The 16,538-nt window shown below is 68.7% G+C and carries 14 protein-coding genes and 1 tRNA gene; 8 read left to right on the top strand and 7 right to left on the bottom strand.

What is annotated here, in order from left to right:
* Nucleotides 1-6 precede the first annotated feature (6 nt).
* Both J2Y58_RS01670 and J2Y58_RS01665 read left to right on the top strand, forming a co-directional pair.
* Nucleotides 7-1,872, top strand: coding sequence for an ABC-F family ATP-binding cassette domain-containing protein (locus J2Y58_RS01670; RefSeq protein WP_310097749.1), 1,866 nt, complete (start codon nucleotides 7-9; stop codon nucleotides 1,870-1,872).
* Nucleotides 1,869-2,954: a nitronate monooxygenase gene (locus tag J2Y58_RS01665; protein ID WP_310097746.1), complete on the top strand. Its 1,086-nt coding sequence runs from the start codon at nucleotides 1,869-1,871 to the stop codon at nucleotides 2,952-2,954. The genes J2Y58_RS01670 and J2Y58_RS01665 overlap by 4 nt, the downstream gene beginning before the upstream one ends.
* On the opposite strand, the gene J2Y58_RS01660 is transcribed toward J2Y58_RS01665, so the two are convergent.
* Complete coding sequence (locus J2Y58_RS01660; protein WP_310097743.1) at nucleotides 2,915-3,175, bottom strand: DUF3297 family protein; 261 nt, start codon at nucleotides 3,173-3,175, stop codon at nucleotides 2,915-2,917. The two genes, J2Y58_RS01665 and J2Y58_RS01660, sit on opposite strands and share 40 nt — an antisense overlap.
* Before the next feature lie 260 nt (nucleotides 3,176-3,435).
* Nucleotides 3,436-3,633, bottom strand: a complete 198-nt coding sequence (locus J2Y58_RS01655) for a hypothetical protein (RefSeq protein ID WP_310097740.1) — start codon at nucleotides 3,631-3,633, stop codon at nucleotides 3,436-3,438.
* 134 nt (nucleotides 3,634-3,767) lie between these two features.
* On the opposite strand from J2Y58_RS01655, the gene J2Y58_RS01650 reads away from it, so the two are divergent.
* Nucleotides 3,768-4,160, top strand: a complete 393-nt coding sequence (locus J2Y58_RS01650; RefSeq protein ID WP_310097738.1) for an EVE domain-containing protein — start codon at nucleotides 3,768-3,770, stop codon at nucleotides 4,158-4,160.
* Nucleotides 4,161-4,184: 24 nt separating this feature from the next.
* On the opposite strand, the gene J2Y58_RS01645 is transcribed toward J2Y58_RS01650, so the two are convergent.
* The gene (locus tag J2Y58_RS01645; RefSeq protein WP_310097735.1) at nucleotides 4,185-4,850 is read right to left on the bottom strand and encodes a PEPxxWA-CTERM sorting domain-containing protein; all 666 of its coding nucleotides are present in this window, start codon (nucleotides 4,848-4,850) and stop codon (nucleotides 4,185-4,187) included.
* Between the two features lie 393 nt (nucleotides 4,851-5,243).
* On the opposite strand from J2Y58_RS01645, the gene J2Y58_RS01640 reads away from it, so the two are divergent.
* Entirely contained in the window at nucleotides 5,244-7,562 is a 2,319-nt protein-coding gene (locus tag J2Y58_RS01640) for a TonB-dependent receptor domain-containing protein (RefSeq protein WP_310097732.1), read from the top strand.
* Between the two features lie 132 nt (nucleotides 7,563-7,694).
* Here the strand turns inward: J2Y58_RS01640 and J2Y58_RS01635 are convergent, their stop codons facing one another.
* Entirely contained in the window at nucleotides 7,695-8,399 is a 705-nt protein-coding gene (locus tag J2Y58_RS01635) for an HAD family hydrolase (protein ID WP_310097729.1), read from the bottom strand.
* Between the two features lie 350 nt (nucleotides 8,400-8,749).
* Here J2Y58_RS01635 and J2Y58_RS01630 point away from each other — a divergent pair, with 350 nt between their 5' ends.
* Nucleotides 8,750-9,793, top strand: coding sequence for an acyltransferase (locus tag J2Y58_RS01630; protein ID WP_310097727.1), 1,044 nt, complete (start codon nucleotides 8,750-8,752; stop codon nucleotides 9,791-9,793).
* Nucleotides 9,794-9,940: 147 nt separating this feature from the next.
* Here J2Y58_RS01630 and typA read toward each other — a convergent pair whose 3' ends face one another.
* Entirely contained in the window at nucleotides 9,941-11,764 is a 1,824-nt protein-coding gene (gene typA, locus J2Y58_RS01625; protein WP_310097724.1) for a translational GTPase TypA, read from the bottom strand.
* Between the two features lie 179 nt (nucleotides 11,765-11,943).
* Here typA and J2Y58_RS01620 point away from each other — a divergent pair, with 179 nt between their 5' ends.
* The 3 genes from J2Y58_RS01620 to J2Y58_RS01610 all read left to right on the top strand — a co-directional run bounded on the left by J2Y58_RS01620 (nucleotide 11,944) and on the right by J2Y58_RS01610 (nucleotide 14,023).
* Entirely contained in the window at nucleotides 11,944-13,149 is a 1,206-nt protein-coding gene (locus J2Y58_RS01620; RefSeq protein ID WP_310097721.1) for a toxic anion resistance protein, read from the top strand.
* Entirely contained in the window at nucleotides 13,146-13,844 is a 699-nt protein-coding gene (locus J2Y58_RS01615) for a hypothetical protein (RefSeq protein WP_310097718.1), read from the top strand. Before J2Y58_RS01620 ends, J2Y58_RS01615 begins: the two co-directional genes overlap by 4 nt.
* Before the next feature lie 103 nt (nucleotides 13,845-13,947).
* A tRNA-Val gene (locus J2Y58_RS01610) sits at nucleotides 13,948-14,023 on the top strand.
* Between the two features lie 9 nt (nucleotides 14,024-14,032).
* Here J2Y58_RS01610 and J2Y58_RS01605 read toward each other — a convergent pair.
* Entirely contained in the window at nucleotides 14,033-14,965 is a 933-nt protein-coding gene (locus tag J2Y58_RS01605; RefSeq protein WP_310097715.1) for a winged helix DNA-binding protein, read from the bottom strand.
* Between the two features lie 3 nt (nucleotides 14,966-14,968).
* Entirely contained in the window at nucleotides 14,969-16,459 is a 1,491-nt protein-coding gene (locus J2Y58_RS01600) for an NAD(P)(+) transhydrogenase (Re/Si-specific) subunit beta (protein WP_310097712.1), read from the bottom strand.
* Between the last annotated feature and the right edge of the window lie 79 nt (nucleotides 16,460-16,538).

The following is a 16,538-nucleotide window of genomic DNA, read 5'->3' as shown; positions in this document are numbered from 1 at the left end:
GCGCGCATGCTTTCTCTCAACGGCATCACCGTGCGGCTTGGCGGTCGCACGATCCTCGACCGCGCCAGCGCCGCGCTGCCGCCGGGCAGCCGCGTCGGGCTGATCGGGCGCAATGGCGCGGGCAAGTCGACGATGGTGCGCGTCATCGCCGGGCTGCTCGACCCCGACGAAGGCTCGGCCGACATGCCGCGCGGCGCGCGCATCGGCTATATCGCGCAGGAGGCGCCCGCCGGGGACTCGACCCCGCTGGAGACGGTGCTCGCCGCCGATACCGAGCGCGCCGCGTTGCTGGAGGAAGCCGAGGCGTTCGACGGCACCGGCTGCATGGATCGGCTGGGCGAGGTCCACGACCGGCTGATCGCGATCGACGCTTATGCCGCGCCGTCGCGCGCCGCGCGTATCCTGGTCGGGCTCGGTTTCGACGAGGAAGCGCAACAGCGCCCGCTCGACAGCTTTTCGGGCGGGTGGAAGATGCGCGTCGCGCTCGCCGCTTTGCTGTTCTCGCAGCCCGACCTGCTGCTGCTCGACGAACCCAGCAACCACCTGGATCTCGAAGCGGTGATGTGGCTGGAGGATTTCCTCAAGAGCTACCGCGCGACGATTGTCGTCGTCAGCCACGAGCGCGACTTCCTCAACAACGTCGTCGACCATATCCTGCACCTGCAAGGCGGCAAGACGACGCTCTATCCCGGCGGCTACGACGCCTTCGAGCGTCAGCGCGCCGAGCGGATGGCGCAGCTCGCCGCCGCCAAGGCCAACCAGGATGCGCAGCGCGCCAAGCTGCAGGATTATGTCGCCCGCAATTCCGCGCGCGCGTCGACTGCGAAACAGGCGCAAAGCCGTGCCAAGATGCTGGCGAAGATGCAGCCGATCGCCGAGGTCGCGAACGACCCGACGCTCAGCTTCGACTTCCCCAACCCGACCGAGCTGCGCCCGCCGCTCATCACGCTCGATCATGCCGCGGTCGGTTACGGCGACACGCCGATCCTGTCGCGGCTCAACCTGCGGATGGACCCCGAGGATCGCATCGCCCTTCTCGGCCGCAACGGGAACGGCAAGACCACGCTCGCGCGCCTGCTCGCGGCGCAGCTGACGCCGATGAACGGCGAGATGAACGCCACCGGCAAGATGAAGGTCGGCTACTTCACCCAGTATCAGGTCGAGGAGCTGGAGGCCGACGACACCCCGCTCGCGCACATGACCCGCGTCATGCCGGCCGCGACCCCGGCGGCGGTGCGTGCGCAGCTCGGCCGCTTCGGCTTCTCGGGCGACCGCGCCACCGCGCGCGTCGGCAGCATGTCGGGCGGCGAGCGCGCGCGGCTGGCGCTGGCGCTGGTCACGCGCGAGGCCCCGCACCTGCTGATCCTCGACGAGCCGACCAACCACCTCGACGTCGATGCGCGCGAGGCGCTGGTGCAGGCGCTCAACGCCTATACCGGCGCGGTGCTGCTGGTCAGCCACGACCGGCACATGGTGGAGCTGAGCGCCGACCGGCTCGTGCTGGTCGACAACGGCACCGCGAAGGAGTTCGACGGCAGCCTCGACGATTACATCGCCTTCGTGCTGGCGGGCGACGGCAAGGGGGCGGACAAGCCGAAGGGCAGCAAGCAGGACCGCAAGGCCGCCGCCGCCGCGCGTGAGAACGACAAGGCGCTGAAGAAGGAAGCGCGCGACGCCGAGGCAGAGCTGGCGAAGCTGACCGCCGAGCGCGCGGCGGTCGATCGGGCGATGTTCGACCCGTCGACGGCGGAGGCGAAGCTCGCCGGGCTGACGATGACCGAGCTGATGAAGCGCCGCGCCGACCTGACCGACCGCATCGACGCGGCGGAGGCGCGCTGGATGGCGGCCAGCGAGGCACTGGAGGCGGCATGACCGCGCTGGCGGCACGGCTCGGGCTGTCGGTGCCGCTGATCCAGGCGCCGATGGCGGGCGTGTCGACCCCGGCGCTGGCGGCGGCGGTGTGCGAGGCGGGCGCGCTCGGCTCCATCGCGCTGGGCGCCACCGACGCCGCTGGCGGGCGCGCGATGATCGATGCGGTGCGCGCGGCGACGACGCGGGCCTTCAACGTCAACCTGTTCGTGCACGCCGATCCCGTCCCCGATGATGCGCGCGAGGCGGCGTGGCGAAAGTGGCTCGCGCCCGAGTTCGCCCGCTTCGGGGCGCAGCCGCCCGCCACCCTGCGCACGATCTACCGCAGCTTCGCCGACGACACCGCGATGCTGGCGATGCTGGTCCAGGCACGCCCGGCGGTGGTCAGCTTTCACTTCGGCCTGCCGTCGCCGGCGGCAATCCACGCCTTGAAGGCCACGGGGGCGCTGCTGATGGCCACCGCCACCGACGTGGCGGAAGCGCAAGCGATCGAACGCGCCGGCGTCGACGTGATCGTCGCGCAGGGCATCGAGGCCGGCGGACACCGCGGCATGTTCGATCCCGGGGCACCCGACGAGCAACTCGGAACGCTGGCGCTCACGCGGCTGCTGGTGCGCCGCTGCGGCGTGCCGGTCGTCGCCGCAGGCGGGATCATGGACGGGTCCGGGATCGCGGCGGCGCTGGCGCTGGGCGCGGAGGCGGCGCAGCTGGGCACCGCCTTCATCGCCTGCCCGGAGTCGGCCGCCAGTGCCGCCTACCGCGCGGCGCTGGCGGCAGCGGAGCGGACGCGGATGACCGCGCTGATCTCCGGACGCCCTGCCCGCTGCCTCGTGAACCGCTTCACCGAGCTGGCCGGTGCGCCCGACAGCCCGGGCTATCCGATCGCCTATGACGCCGGAAAGGCGCTGCACGCCGCCGCGTCGGCACGCGGCGAGCACGGCTATGGTGCGCACTGGGCCGGGCAAGGCGCGCGGCTGGCGCGTGCGCTGCCCGCGGCGACGCTCGTCGCGACGCTGCGCGACGAAGTCGCCCGCGCGGGCTTGGGTCAGGCGTCGCCTTCGTCCGGCGCCGCGTTTTCGAAATAGGCCTCGACCGGGCCGGTCAGCTTGATCGTCAGCGGACGGCCGTTGCGGTCGACCTTCTTGCCGAGCGCTACGCGGATCCAGCCCTCCGACATGCTATATTCCTCGACGTCGCGCCGCTCGACACCCTTGAAGCGGATGCCGACACCGCGCTGGAGGGCGGCCTGGTCGAAGAACGGGCTCGACGGATCGATCGACAGATGGTCGGGAGGAGTATCGCTCATGCCCGCGCCCTTGCCGCAAAGCGGTGCCCGCGGCCACAAAAAAGAGAACGGCGCGAGGCTCCTGCCCCGCGCCGCTCCACATCCTACCAGCCGTAATAGCCGGGGGCGTAATATCCCCGATCATACCCGCGCGGCCCGTAGTAATAAGCGCGCGGCGGCGGGGCGTAGTAACGATCGCGATAATAGACGCGCGGCGGCGGCGCGTAATAAGCGCGGTCGTCGTAATAACCGCCACGATCGTAGTAATAGCCGCGGTCGTACTAGCGGTCGCGGTTGCTCGACGCGATCGCCGCGCCCAGCCCCAGCCCGATCACGCCGCCGATGATCGCGCCCGCCGCCGCATCGCCGCCGCGGTCGCGGTGACGCCAGTAACGTTGCGCTTCGGCGGGTGCGGCGCTGGCCAGCGCCATCGACGCCAGGCCGGTGGCCAAAACGGTCTTCTTCCACAACGCAGACATAAGCGGACCTCCTGTACTCGCTCGCCTGTTGGTCTCATGGCATATCGGTGCGAGCCTGAGGGTTATGAATAGCTTGGCGGGGCTGAACCGGCGCGGAATGCCATATTCATGCTCGGTTTAATTGCGGAGGAAGCATGGCGCACTGGCTGCTGAAGACCGAGCCGGAGAGCTACGGCTGGAGCGATCTGGTCCGCGAGGGCGTGACCGAGTGGACCGGCGTGCGCAACCATGCCGCCGCGGCGCATCTTCGCGCGATGGCGGTCGGTGACCGAGTGCTGATCTATCACAGCGGCGCGCAAAAGGCGGTGGTCGGCACGGCGGTGGTGGAACGCGGGGCGCAACCGGATGGGGCGGCGCCGTGGGTTTCGGTCGCAGTGCGTGCCGGGGATGCGTTGGCGCGACCGGTGACGCTCGCCGCGATGAAGGCGACGCCTGCGCTGGCCGATATGGCCATGCTGCGTCAATCGCGCCTGTCGGTCAGCCCCATCGCACCGGGGGAGTGGGACGCGATCCTCGCGCTGGCGTGACGCGCGCCCCACTCCTCCGGTCGATCAGACGGCCTGCCGGTACCGTGCGGTCGGGCGGCGGCGCATCGCATAGCCGATCACGCCCAGGCCCAGCATCATCATTCCCCAGGTGGCCGGCTCCGGCACCGCGGCGGCGGTGGAGAAGCGCACGTTGTCGAACTCCAGCGCGTTGCCGTTGGTGGAGAAGCGCAGGCCGGTCAGCTGCTCGCCCGCCCCGGCCGAAAAGGTGACGGCGCGGTTGGTCAGCCCCGACGCCTGGTTGCCGTTCGCGGCGGCCGGAGTCGCCAGGTCCGAACCCGAGAAGCTGCGCAGTACCGCGCCGCCGATCCCGAGGACGTCGATCGTGTTGCCGGCGTCGAGCGAGCCGAGATAGACCGAAATGTTGCCGAACGTCTCGGCGAGCGAGGTGACGGTGGCGACGCTGCTCCCACGGACGTACGCATAGGCGTTCGTCGCCGCCGCACCGAACGGGTTCGCGCTCTGGTTGGCCACGCTGCCGGCCGCGAGCGCGCCGCCGCTCACCGCGAACCCGCTGGTCGCCGCATTGTCGAAGGTCACCTGCGCCCCATTGGCCGATGCCGAAAACGCTGCCGCCGACCCCGTCTCGGCGATGAACGTGACCGCGGACGCCGGTGCCGCGGCCACCACCGCGGACGCCGCGGCGGTAGTAAGGAAAATTAGCGTCTTCATAGAGGGATACCCTGTAAGCGGTGACTGTTCGGCGGTGACGAAGAACTCCCACCCGCGGTTCCGCCGTCCAACGTTACTAATTTTGGTTACGGATCGGTAAACGAGGCGGTGATTTGCGCTTGCCTTTTCAGAAGCCTCCGAAAACCGCCGGAAACGGGGACGGGATCGCGTTCGACACCGCGTCGCAGCGTTCCATGATGGGACAGTGGCAGACGTATCCGGCGTCAAATCCCTGTCGCGACGCGGAAATCTTTCGTCACGTTTCATCATCTCGACACAATCCGCGCCTAGCCGCGCCGCGCCGGGACGCCGCCTGGCTCGCCATGGATCAAGTGCCGCAACAGCCGGCGCACCAGCGGGCACGGCCTCCCGATCGTTCCAAAGGGGTTTCCGATGCGTCGTTCGTCCAAGTCGATCCTGCTCGCGGCGCTTGCCGCCGGCGTTGCGTTGTCCGCCATGCCCGCCGCGGCGCAGGCCGGTGCTGCTACTACCGCTGCCGATCCCGTCGCGGACGGCACCGATGCCGGGCTGGGCGAGGTGGTGGTGACCGCCGAGCGCCGCAGCGAGAACATCCAGCGCGTGCCGGTCTCGGTCGCGGTGGTCAGCGGCGACGACCTGCGCACCTTCCAGTCGGGGGGCGAGGACGCGCTGGCACTCGCCGGCCGCGTGCCGGGGCTTTATGCCGAAACCACCACCGGGCGCATCTTCCCGCGCTTCTACATCCGTGGCCTCGGCAACATCGACTTCTACCTGGGCGCGTCGCAGCCGGTATCGATCATCCAGGACGATGTCGTGCTCGAGCATGTCGTGCTGAAGTCCAATCCGGTCTACGACGTCGCCAATGTCGAGGTGCTGCGCGGGCCGCAGGGCTCGCTGTTCGGGCGCAACACGACCGCGGGCATCATCAAGTTCGACACGATCCGCCCCGGCCAGACCTGGACCAGCCGCTTCAACGCCTCCTACGGCACCTACAACACCGCGACCTTCGACGCGGGCGTCGGCGGGCCGATCGTGCAGGACAAGATCGCGGTGCGCCTGTCCGGGCTGTACCAACACCGCGACGACTGGATCGACAACACCTACACCGGCTTCAGCGCCGACGGTACGCGCGGCGGCCGCGACACGCTGGGCGGCTTCGACGAGCGTGACGCGCGTTTGCAGGTGCTGTTCACCCCGACGGAGACCCTGTCGGTCAACGTATCGGGCCACGTCCGCGATTACGAAGGCACCTCGACCGTCTTCCACCGCGGCGCGCTGCTCCGCGGGCAGAACAACGTCAACCTCGAACCGCGCGACCGCATCGCGCTGGACGAAGCCGACAACAACCCGCAGGCCTACCGCACCTATGGCGGATCGGTGAACGCCGCCTGGGATTTCGGTGCAGCGACGCTCACCTCGATCACCGCCTATGAGACCACGTCGGGCTACAGCCGCGGCGATACCGATGGCGGCGCGGCGGCCAATTTCGGCAACGTCGGCTTCGGCGAGAGCATGGGCCGCATCCGCGACCTCGATCAGTGGACCCAGGAGCTCCGCCTCGCCAGCAATGGCGACAATGCGTTCAAATGGCAGCTCGGAGGCTTCTATTTCGACAGCCGCGACGTCACCGAATTCTACCAGCGCGGCTATTTCCTGTCACCGGGACAGACCGGGCGTAACCCGAACAACTGGGTGCGGCTGCGCAACGTCAACACCAGCTGGGCGGTCTTCGGGCAGGCAAGCTACCGCATTGCCGACCGCCTGACGCTCACCGCCGGCGCGCGCTATACCGAGGACGACAAGGATACGCGCCTGGTCAAGCCGGTGCTGAACGCGGCGGGCACCTCCGACGAATTTCGCCGCTTGAACCCGAACGCGCCGACGCAGGTGAAGCTGAGCGGCAAGGAGCCGAGCTGGGATCTGTCGGCGCTCTACGAAATCGACCCAACCGCCAGCATCTACGCCCGCGTAGCGCGCGGCTTCCGTGGCCCGACGATCCAGGGCCGCTCGGCGGTGTTCAACACCCCGTTCACGACCGCGGACAGCGAGACGATCATGTCCTACGAGGCAGGCGTGAAGACGCAGCCGACCAGCAAGCTGCGCCTCAATGCCACCGCCTTCACCTACCGCGTGAACGACATCCAGCTGAACGCCAATGACGTCAACGGCAACGGCACGCTGTTCAACGCCGACCATGCCAACGCCTACGGCGTCGAAGCGGAGCTGGACTGGAAGCCGATCCGCAACATCACCTTCTCGCTGGGCGGCAGCGCGATCCACACCGAGATCAAGGACAAGCGCGTCTATGCGCAGGTTTGCGCCTTCAACGGCGTGCCGACCTGCACCGTGCTCGACCCGACCGTGCGGGGCGGTCTGTTCGCGCAGATCGACGGCAACCCGCTGCCCAACGCGCCGCGCTGGCAGGTCGATGCGGCGGTCCGCTACGACATTCCGCTGTCGGATCGCGGCAACTTCTTCGTGGCAAGCGATCTCAACATGCAGGGCTACACGAACCTCGTGCTCTACAAGACCCGCGAGTTCTTCGCGAACGACAACCTGGAGCTGGGGCTGAAGGCCGGGTTCACGACCACCGACGGCCGCTATGAAATCGCGGCGTTTGCGCGCAACATCACGAACGAGAAGAACCTGAAGGGCGTAATCGAGAACTACAACGCCGCGGTGTTCAACGAGCCGCGGATCGTCGGCATCTCGCTCAGCGGCCGCTTCGACTGACCAACGAGGGGAGGCTTCGGCCTCCCCTTTTTGTTCACGTCATTCCCTCGGAGGCGGGAATCCAGACGCGCAGGTCTTCGCAAGGCGCGAAAGGTCAGAGGTTCTGGATCCCCGCCGGCGCGGGAACGACGACTATCGATCGCGCTCCATTTCCGCGATCCAGTCCGGCAGGTCGGCCAGCGACGCGAGTTGGCGGAAGCGCGGGTGATCGACCGGAGCGGTCGCCGCTTCGTGCGCCCACGCCATCGGCTGCGGAATGAACGCGCCCCACGCCCCTGCCTCCAGCGCGGGCAGCACGTCCGAGCGCATCGAATCGCCCGCCATCACCGCGCGCTCGGGCGCGCAACCGTAGCGGTGGAAGACGCGCACGAACGTGTCGGCGCGCTTGTCGCTGACGATCTCCACGCCCGTGAACAACTGGCCGAGCCCGGAGGCGGCGAGCTTCACTTCCTGGTGGAGCAGGTCGCCCTTGGTCACCAGCACCAGTCGCCCCATTCCCGCCAGCCGCTCCAGCGTCTCGCCGATCCCGTCGAGCAGCTCGACCGGATGCGCCAGCAACTCGCGCCCGATCGCCAGGATGCGGCGTACGGCGGCGGCGGAGAGGTCGTCGCCGGCCAGCTCCAGCGCGGTCTCGATCATCGACAGCGTAAAGCTTTTCGCGCCATAGCCGTAGTGGCGCAGGTTGCGCACCTCGATCGCCTGCATCCGCGCGCGCGCCGCCGCATCGTCGGCAAAGGGCGCGACCAGATCGGCGAACGCCTGCTCGGCAGCGGCGAAGAAACGCATGTTGTGCCAGAGCGTGTCGTCGGCATCGAGGCAGATAAGGTCGATCGGCATGGCCGGCCTCTACGCGCCGCAGAGCCTGCGCACCAGCCGTGTCCCAAGCGCCGGGATGTGTGTGGCGGCGCGTTGCATTATCAACGATTTACGCCGCGAATGTTGCGAATGTTGAGACGGTGGCGGGTTGGAGACGACGGACGCGAATGTTGCGAATGTTGAGACGATCGCACGTTGGACGGTACCAAGCGAGATCCTCCACTCCTCACGCAAGCGCATAACGGAGCGAAGCGGGCGATGCCGTGGCGGAGGGGTCGGTCGCATGCGACGAGCGTACCGCAAAACGGCTGCTGTAGGACAGCGCCACCGCCTTCAACGCTATCGCAAGCTCTATCGGCGATGACGGCGGCATGGTTCGGTCGCTTGCGGATCACGACGGGTACGGGAGCAACGATTTCCAGTTGCTGCGGACGATCGCCGCACTGGCGGTGATCGTGTCGCATGCGTTCGCGCTGGCGAGCGGCGTCGCCGACGACGAACCTTTCAACAAGAGCGGCTGGACGCCGGGCGCCTGTGCCGTGATCGTCTTTTTCGCCATGTCCGGCTTCCTGATCGCCGGGAGCGTCGAACGCCGGCCCGAGTTCGGCGCGTTCGCCGCGGCGCGTGCGCGGCGCATCTTCCCGGCCTATCTGATCGCGCTGGTACTTGTCGTGGCGGTGCTCGGCGGCGCAGCGACGACGTTGCGCCTGCCCGATTATTATGCCCACCCCGCGACATGGGACTTCGTCCTGCGGCATGCGGTATTCGAGACCTCCCTCAAAGGGTTGCCGGGCGTCTTCGCGAGCAATCCTCATCCGTGGACGGTCAACGGATCGCTATGGTCGCTCCCGCTCGAGGTTCTTTGCTATTTCCTGCTGTACGGCGCGGCCCGGCTCCGGCTGCTGGGGCGGGCACATGGCGCATGGTTCCTCGCCGCGGGGATCGGATGTTCGGCGGTGATGCGTGTGGAAGGGGTCGGCGGGACGCTGCCGCACGTCCTGCCGAGTTTCGTCACCGGCGCGGCACTTTACGTTTATCGCGCCCAGGTGCCGGCGAGCGGACCGTTGCTCGGCGCGCTGCTCTGCCTGTCGTGGGCGGGTGCAGGCCTGCCGCTGCACGATGAGATGGCGCGCGTCGTCATCGCTTATGGGGCGATCGTGGTCGCGACCGGTAGCAGCGCGCCGGGACGGCTCGTCGCCCGCGGCGGCGACTACAGCTACGGCCTGTACCTGTACGGCTGGCCGGCGACACAGGCGGTGGTGTGGGCGATCCCGGGGATCAGCGTCGGGCCGTTGCTCGCGGCGGTGTTGCCGTGCGCGGGCGCGCTGGCGGTGGCGTCGTGGCATTGGATCGAGCGGCCCGCGCTCGCGCCGCGACGGCGAGAGGCGCACGCGTTGAGAACGGCGTCCGCCTGACAGCGAAACGGCCGCCTCGATGGGCGGCCGTTTCCGTGTCGGAGCCACCGCGGGCGACACCCGCTTCGTCGGACGGCGCTTGTCGCGCCGCCGGCCGACCACGGCTCGAGCCCGCGGGCAGCTTCGCTACCCGCCGGCCGCCTCGCCTTATGCCGCTTCCTTCGCCCGGCTGGCGCGCTTGCGCTCGTGCGGGTCGAGGTGGCGCTTGCGCAGGCGGATCGACTTCGGGGTCACCTCGACCATCTCGTCGTCGTCGATGTACGCAATCGCCTGTTCCAGCGTCATCTTCTTCGGCGGGGTCAGGCGGATCGCATCGTCCTTGCCGCCCGACGCACGGAAGTTGGTCAGCTGCTTCGCCTTCATCGGATTGACCTCCAGGTCATCCGTCTTGGCGTTCTCGCCGATGATCATGCCCTCGTACAGCGCCTCGCCGTGGCCGACGAACAGGATGCCGCGATCCTCGAGCGGACCGAGCGCGTAGGACTGCGCCTCGCCGGCGCCGTTCGAGATCAGCACGCCGTTCTTGCGACCCTCGATCGCGCCCTTGTGCGGCCCGTACTTCTCGAACAGCCGGTTCATGATGCCGGTGCCGCGCGTGTCGCTGAGGAACTCGCCGTGGTAGCCGATCATGCCGCGCGACGGCGCGGAGAAGGTGATGCGCGTCTTGCCGCCGGTCGACGGCCGCATGTCGGTCATCTCCGCCTTGCGCAGGTTCATCTTCTCGACGACCGTGCCCGAATGCTCCTCGTCGACGTCGATGATGACGGTTTCGTACGGCTCGGTCTTCTTGCCGTTCTCGTCCTCGCCGAACAGCACGCGCGGGCGGCTGATCCCCAGCTCGAAGCCCTCGCGGCGCATCGTCTCGATCAGCACGCCCAGCTGAAGCTCGCCGCGGCCCGCCACCTCGAAGCTGTCGCGGTCGGCGGCCTCGGTCACCTTGATCGCGACGTTGGTCTCCGCCTCGCGCATCAGGCGGTCGCGGATCATGCGGCTGGTCACCTTGCTGCCCTCACGTCCCGCCATCGGCGAATCGTTGACCGCGAAGCGCATCGACAGCGTCGGCGGATCGATCGGCTGCGCCTGGATCGGCGTGCTGACCGAGGTATCGGCGATCGTGTTCGCCACCGTCGCGACGGTCAGCCCGGCGAGCGAGATGATGTCGCCCGCGCGCGCTTCCTCGACGGGTACGCGCTCCAGCCCGCGGAAGCTCATCAGCTTCGACGCGCGGCCGGTCTCGATCACATTGCCCTGGTTGTCGAGCGCGTGGATCGGCTGGTTCAGCTTCACCACCCCCGACTGGACGCGACCCGTCAGGATACGGCCCAGGAAGTTGTCGCGATCGAGCAGCGTGACGAGGAAGCTGAACGGCGCGTCCTGGTCGAGCGACGGCGGCGGCACATGGTCCACGATCTTCTGGAACAGCGGGGTCAGCGTGCCCTCGCGACGGTCCATGTCCTCCGAGGCGTAGCCGTTGCGGCCCGAGGCGTAGAGGACCGGGAAGTCGAGCTGCTCGTCGTTCGCTTCCAGCGCGACGAACAGGTCGAACACCTCGTCCAGCACTTCCTGGATGCGCGCGTCCGACCGGTCGACCTTGTTGACGACCACGATCGGGCGCAGGCCCAGCGCGAGCGCCTTGCCGGTCACGAACTTGGTCTGCGGCATCGCGCCCTCGGCGGCGTCGACCAGCAGGATCACGCCGTCGACCATCGAAAGGATCCGCTCCACCTCGCCGCCGAAATCGGCGTGGCCCGGCGTGTCGACGATGTTGATCCGCGTGCCTTCCCACTCGATCGAGGTCGGCTTGGCGAGGATGGTGATCCCGCGCTCCTTTTCGAGGTCGTTCGAATCCATCGCGCGCTCTTCCACGCGCTGGTTGTCGCGGAACGTGCCGGACTGGCGGAACAACTGGTCGACGAGGGTGGTCTTGCCATGATCGACGTGCGCGATGATGGCGATGTTGCGCAGGTTCATACGGGTTCCTGAGGGTGGCCCGCTTGTCCGCAGGCAGTTTCGCCGCGCCGCATAGCGGAAAGTTCCATCGGATGCCAGTGCCTCGACAGCCGTGTCGCAGCGTATTACATAGACAACACAGTTGAAAGCGAACGGCGGACGCGGGACAAGGCGTTCGCCAAGAGAAGGATGACGAGGACATGGCGACCGCTCCGAACGATGCGACCGAGCCGACGCTGGTGCTCACCCCGCCCGATCCGGTGCCGGAGGTGCGGGCGGAAAAGGCCGCCGGCCTGGTGCCGGTGGACGACACGAAGCGCAGCGAGCTGGAGCGCCGCGTCGACCAGTTCGTCGAACAGCTGATCGCCGAGGACGTCAACTCGCCCGAGTTCGGCAAGCGCGTCGATGCGATCACGGCGATGGGGCAGAAGGAGATCCGCGACGCCGCGGGCCAGTCGAACCGCTTCCTCGATCGCCCGGTGCGCGCGATGGATCAGGAGGCGGGCGTCGGAAAGGACCTGGCCGAGCTGCGCCGCGTCGTCGAGGACCTGGACCCCGGCAAGAAGGGCAAGCTGACCACGCCGCAGAAGCTGTTCGGGGTGATCCCGTTCGGCAACAAGGTCCGCAATTACTTCGACGGCTACAAGTCGGCGCAGACGCACATCGCCTCTATCCTGAAGAGCCTGGGCAGCGGCAAGGACGAGCTGCTGATGGACAATGCCGCGATCGATACCGAGCGCGCGAACCTGTGGGCGGCGATGGGGCGGCTGGAGCAGATGATCCATCTGTCGCGCACGATGGACGCGCGGCTGGAGGACAAGGCCAACGAGCTCGACCATAGCGATCCCGCCAAGGCGAAGGCGATCCGCGAGAGTGCGCTGTTCTACGCCCGCCAGCGGACGCAGGACCTGCTGACGCAGATGGCGGTGACGGTGCAGGGCTATCTGGCGCTCGACCTGGTCAAGAAGAACAACGTCGAGCTGATCAAGGGCGTCGATCGCGCCAGCACGACGACGGTCGCGGCGCTGCGCACCGCCGTGACGGTGGCGCAGGCGCTGACCAACCAGAAACTGGTGCTGGAGCAGATCACGCAGCTGAACACCACCACCGCCGGGCTGATCGATTCGACCGGCAACCTGCTGCGGCAGAATACCGCACGCGTGCACGAGCAGGCGGCGGCCTCGACGATCCCGCTGGAGACGCTGCAACGCGCGTTCCAGAACATCTACGACACGATGGACGCGATCGACACGTTCAAGCTGAAGGCGCTCGACACGATGAAGGTGACGGTCGACACGCTGGGCAACGAGGTCGAGAAGTCGCGCGGCTATATCGCGCGCGCGGAGGGGGCGACGCAGAACCGCGTCGGGGGCGGGCCTGAGCAGTTCAAGCTGGAGTCGCTGTGACCCCTCCCCCGCCCTCCGATGTGGATGATGCGATCGCGGTCGCCCGGGTCGCGCAGGAGCGGCGGCGCGGCGGCGCGGTGATCCCGCTGCAACGCCGGCCCCGGCGCGGGCGCGGCGGGCGCAAGCAGCGCGCCGTCGTCATCGCGGTCGGCGCGGGCGTGATCCTTGCCGTCGCGATGCTGATGGGGCTGGGCGCATTCGGGCTGGTGGCGGTCGCGGCGCTGATCCTCGCGCTGACCGCGCTGGTGCTGTTCGCCCCCGCCACCCCGGTGCCGACGCCCGAGCGGATCGCAAAGTCGGAGCTGAAGGCGGTCCCCGCGCAGGCGGCGCGCTGGCTCGACGCGCGGCGCGCCGCACTGCCGGCGCCGGCGGCGGGCGTGCTCAACCGGCTGGACCAGCGGCTCGATACGCTGGGCGTGCAGGTGGGGGCGCTCGATGCCGACAGCCCGCTGGCAGGCGAACTGCGCCGGCTGGTCGGGGAGCAACTGCCCGCCTTCGTGGACGATTACGCGCGCGTGCCCCCGGCGATGCGCAACACGCCGCGCAACGGCATGACGCCCGACCAGCAGCTGGTCGAAGGGCTGGGCGTGATCGAGCGCGAACTGGGCGAGATCAGCGCGCGGCTGGCGCAGGGCGATCTCGACGCGCTGGAGACCAAGCGGCGGTATCTGCAGATCAAATACGAAGAGGAGTGAGCCGCCCGCCCCTGTCCGGCGCAGCAACGGTCGGCGCGGGCCCTCTTGATCCGCCGACGCACGGCTGTATGGATGCGCGCTCCACCGGGCCGCGGCCCGCGTCGGGCGCTTAGCTCAGCTGGTAGAGCGGCTCGTTTACACCGAGTAGGTCGGCGGTTCGAACCCGTCAGCGCCCACCATCCATCCCCTCACACCAACGGCAGCCGCGCGTCCGCCAGGGCCGCGACGTAGCGGTGCATCGCGCCTTCCGCCTCGGCGGTCAGCGCGACGAACGCGCGGCGGCGGTCGTCGGGATCGGGCGCGCGATCGAGCAGGCGGGCGGCGGTCAGCTTGCCGATCCAGCGCAATGCGGTGGTCGGCGCGACCGCGGCGGCGATGCACAGGCTCGACACCGACACGCGCGCCCCCTCCAGCCGTGCCGCGAACAGATCGAGCAGCATGTCCCACGCCGGGTCCTCGAACAGCCCGTCGCCGAAGAAGCGGTCGCGCAGCCGCCGCGCGCGCAGCACGTCGCGGACCGTTCCGGCGGTGATGTCGGCGGCGGCCGGGCTCGGCGCGAAGGTCGTCCGGCGGTCCTCGGCGCGGCCGCCGCCACCGCCCTCGCGTTCGCCGAAGCGCGCGAGCATGTCGGCGATCCGCGCCACCTCGGCGTTCAGCCGCGCGAAGCGCTCGCGCTCCTCGTCGCTGCTGCGCACCGCGCTCCCGCCGTCTCCACGCGCCGCGGCGACCGCCAGCGCGCCGATCCAGTCGGCCTGATCGGGGGCGCAGAGCAATTGCACGTCGTCGACCGCATCGCCCAGCGCGGCGATCACGAAATCGATCTGCGCGACGCTCATCGCCACCACGCTGCGCCACGCATGCGCCTGCGCCAGCGTGCCGACCGACGCGACGGTATCGTGAGCCAGTTCGTCGGGTGCCCCCTCCAGATCGAGCACCACCACCGGCGCCGGATCGGGCAACGCCGCCAGCGCCGCCGCCGCTTCCTCCAGCGCGACATGCGCGGTGACCTGCCCGCCGATCAGCGCGATCGCGTCCTGCGCGGCGGCGCCGCCGACCGCATCCATGGTCGCCAGCACGAACGGCGTCGTGCGCGCGCCTGCATGACCGAACGAGGTCGCCATGGCTCAGTCGAGCGCCTTGACGATATCCTCGACCATCTTCTTCGCGTCGGCCAGCAGCATCATGGTGTTGTCCCTGTAGAAAACGTCGTTGTCGACGCCGGCATAGCCGACACCGCCCATCGAACGTTTCACGAACAGCACCGTTTTGGCCTTTTCGACGTCGAGCACCGGCATGCCGTAGATCGGAGAGGTCTTGTCGGTCTTCGCCGCCGGGTTGGTGACGTCGTTCGCGCCGATCACGAACGCGACGTCGGTCTGCGCGAATTCGGAGTTGATGTCCTCCAGCTCGAACACCTCGTCATACGGGACGTTCGCTTCGGCCAGCAACACGTTCATATGTCCCGGCATCCGCCCCGCGACCGGGTGGATCGCATATTTCACGCGCACGCCCTCGGCCTTCAGCTTGTCGGCCATTTCGCGCAGCACATGCTGCGCCTGCGCAACCGCCATGCCGTATCCGGGGACGATGATGACCTGCTCGGCCTGGCTCATCAGGAACGCCGCGTCCTCGGCCGATCCGCGCTTCCACGGTCGATCCGTTTTGGCCGCACCTGCGCCGCCCGCCGCGGCGTCGGCGCCGAATCCGCCCGCAATGACGCTGATGAAGCTGCGGTTCATCGCGCGGCACATGATGTAGCTGAGGATCGCGCCCGACGATCCGACCAGCGCGCCGGTGATGATCATCGCGCTGTTGTGGAGCGTGAAGCCCATCGCGGCGGCCGCCCAGCCCGAATAGCTGTTGAGCATGCTGACGACGACCGGCATGTCCGCGCCGCCGATCGGCACGATCAGCAGGAAGCCGATCGCGAACGACAGGAGCGTGATCGTCCAGAACACCCACGGGCTCTGGTCGAGCGTGAAATAGCCGACCAGCGCCAGGATCGCGGCGAGCACGGAAAGATTGATGACATGGCGCGCGGGCAGCAGGATCGGCGCGCCGCCCATGTTGCCGTTCAGCTTCAGGAACGCGATGACCGACCCCGAGAAGGTGATCGCGCCGATCGCGACGCCCAGCCCCATCTCGACGCGGCTGACCGGGTTGATGAGCGCGAACGCGCCGTCGGGGGTGAGCACCGGCACCGCGATCCCGAACGCGACCGGGTTCAGATAGGCGGCGGCGGCGACCAGCACCGCGGCGAGCCCGACGAGGCTGTGGAAGGCGGCGACGAGCTGCGGCATCGCGGTCATCGCGATCCGCCGCGCGGTGGTCAGCCCGATCGCCGCGCCCAGCGCGATGGCAGCGACGATCTCGAGGACCGCGACCGTGTCGATCGCGGAGAGCAAGGCGGCATAGTCATAGCCTTCGACCAGCAATGTGATTGTCGGCACATGCGTGACCAGCGTCGTCACGACCGCGATCCCCATCCCGATCATGCCGAAGCGGTTGCCGCGCTGGCTGGTGGTCGGGCTGGACAGTCCGCGCAGCGCGAGGATGAAGCACACGCCCGCGACGAGGTACGCGAAGGCGACCCATGGATTGACGGCGTGTTGCACTTGGCTCTGCTCCCCTGTCGTCACCCCAGCGAAAGCTGGGGTCTGCTCCCCACGCGCGCGCGTGTGCGGCGCGAGATCC

The sequence above is a fragment of the Sphingomonas sp. BE138 genome (assembly GCF_031456125.1).
Classification (GTDB): Bacteria; Pseudomonadota; Alphaproteobacteria; order Sphingomonadales; family Sphingomonadaceae; genus Sphingomonas.
Note: the sequence above shows the minus strand (reverse complement) of the source record. Positions and strands in the feature narration are given on the sequence as shown.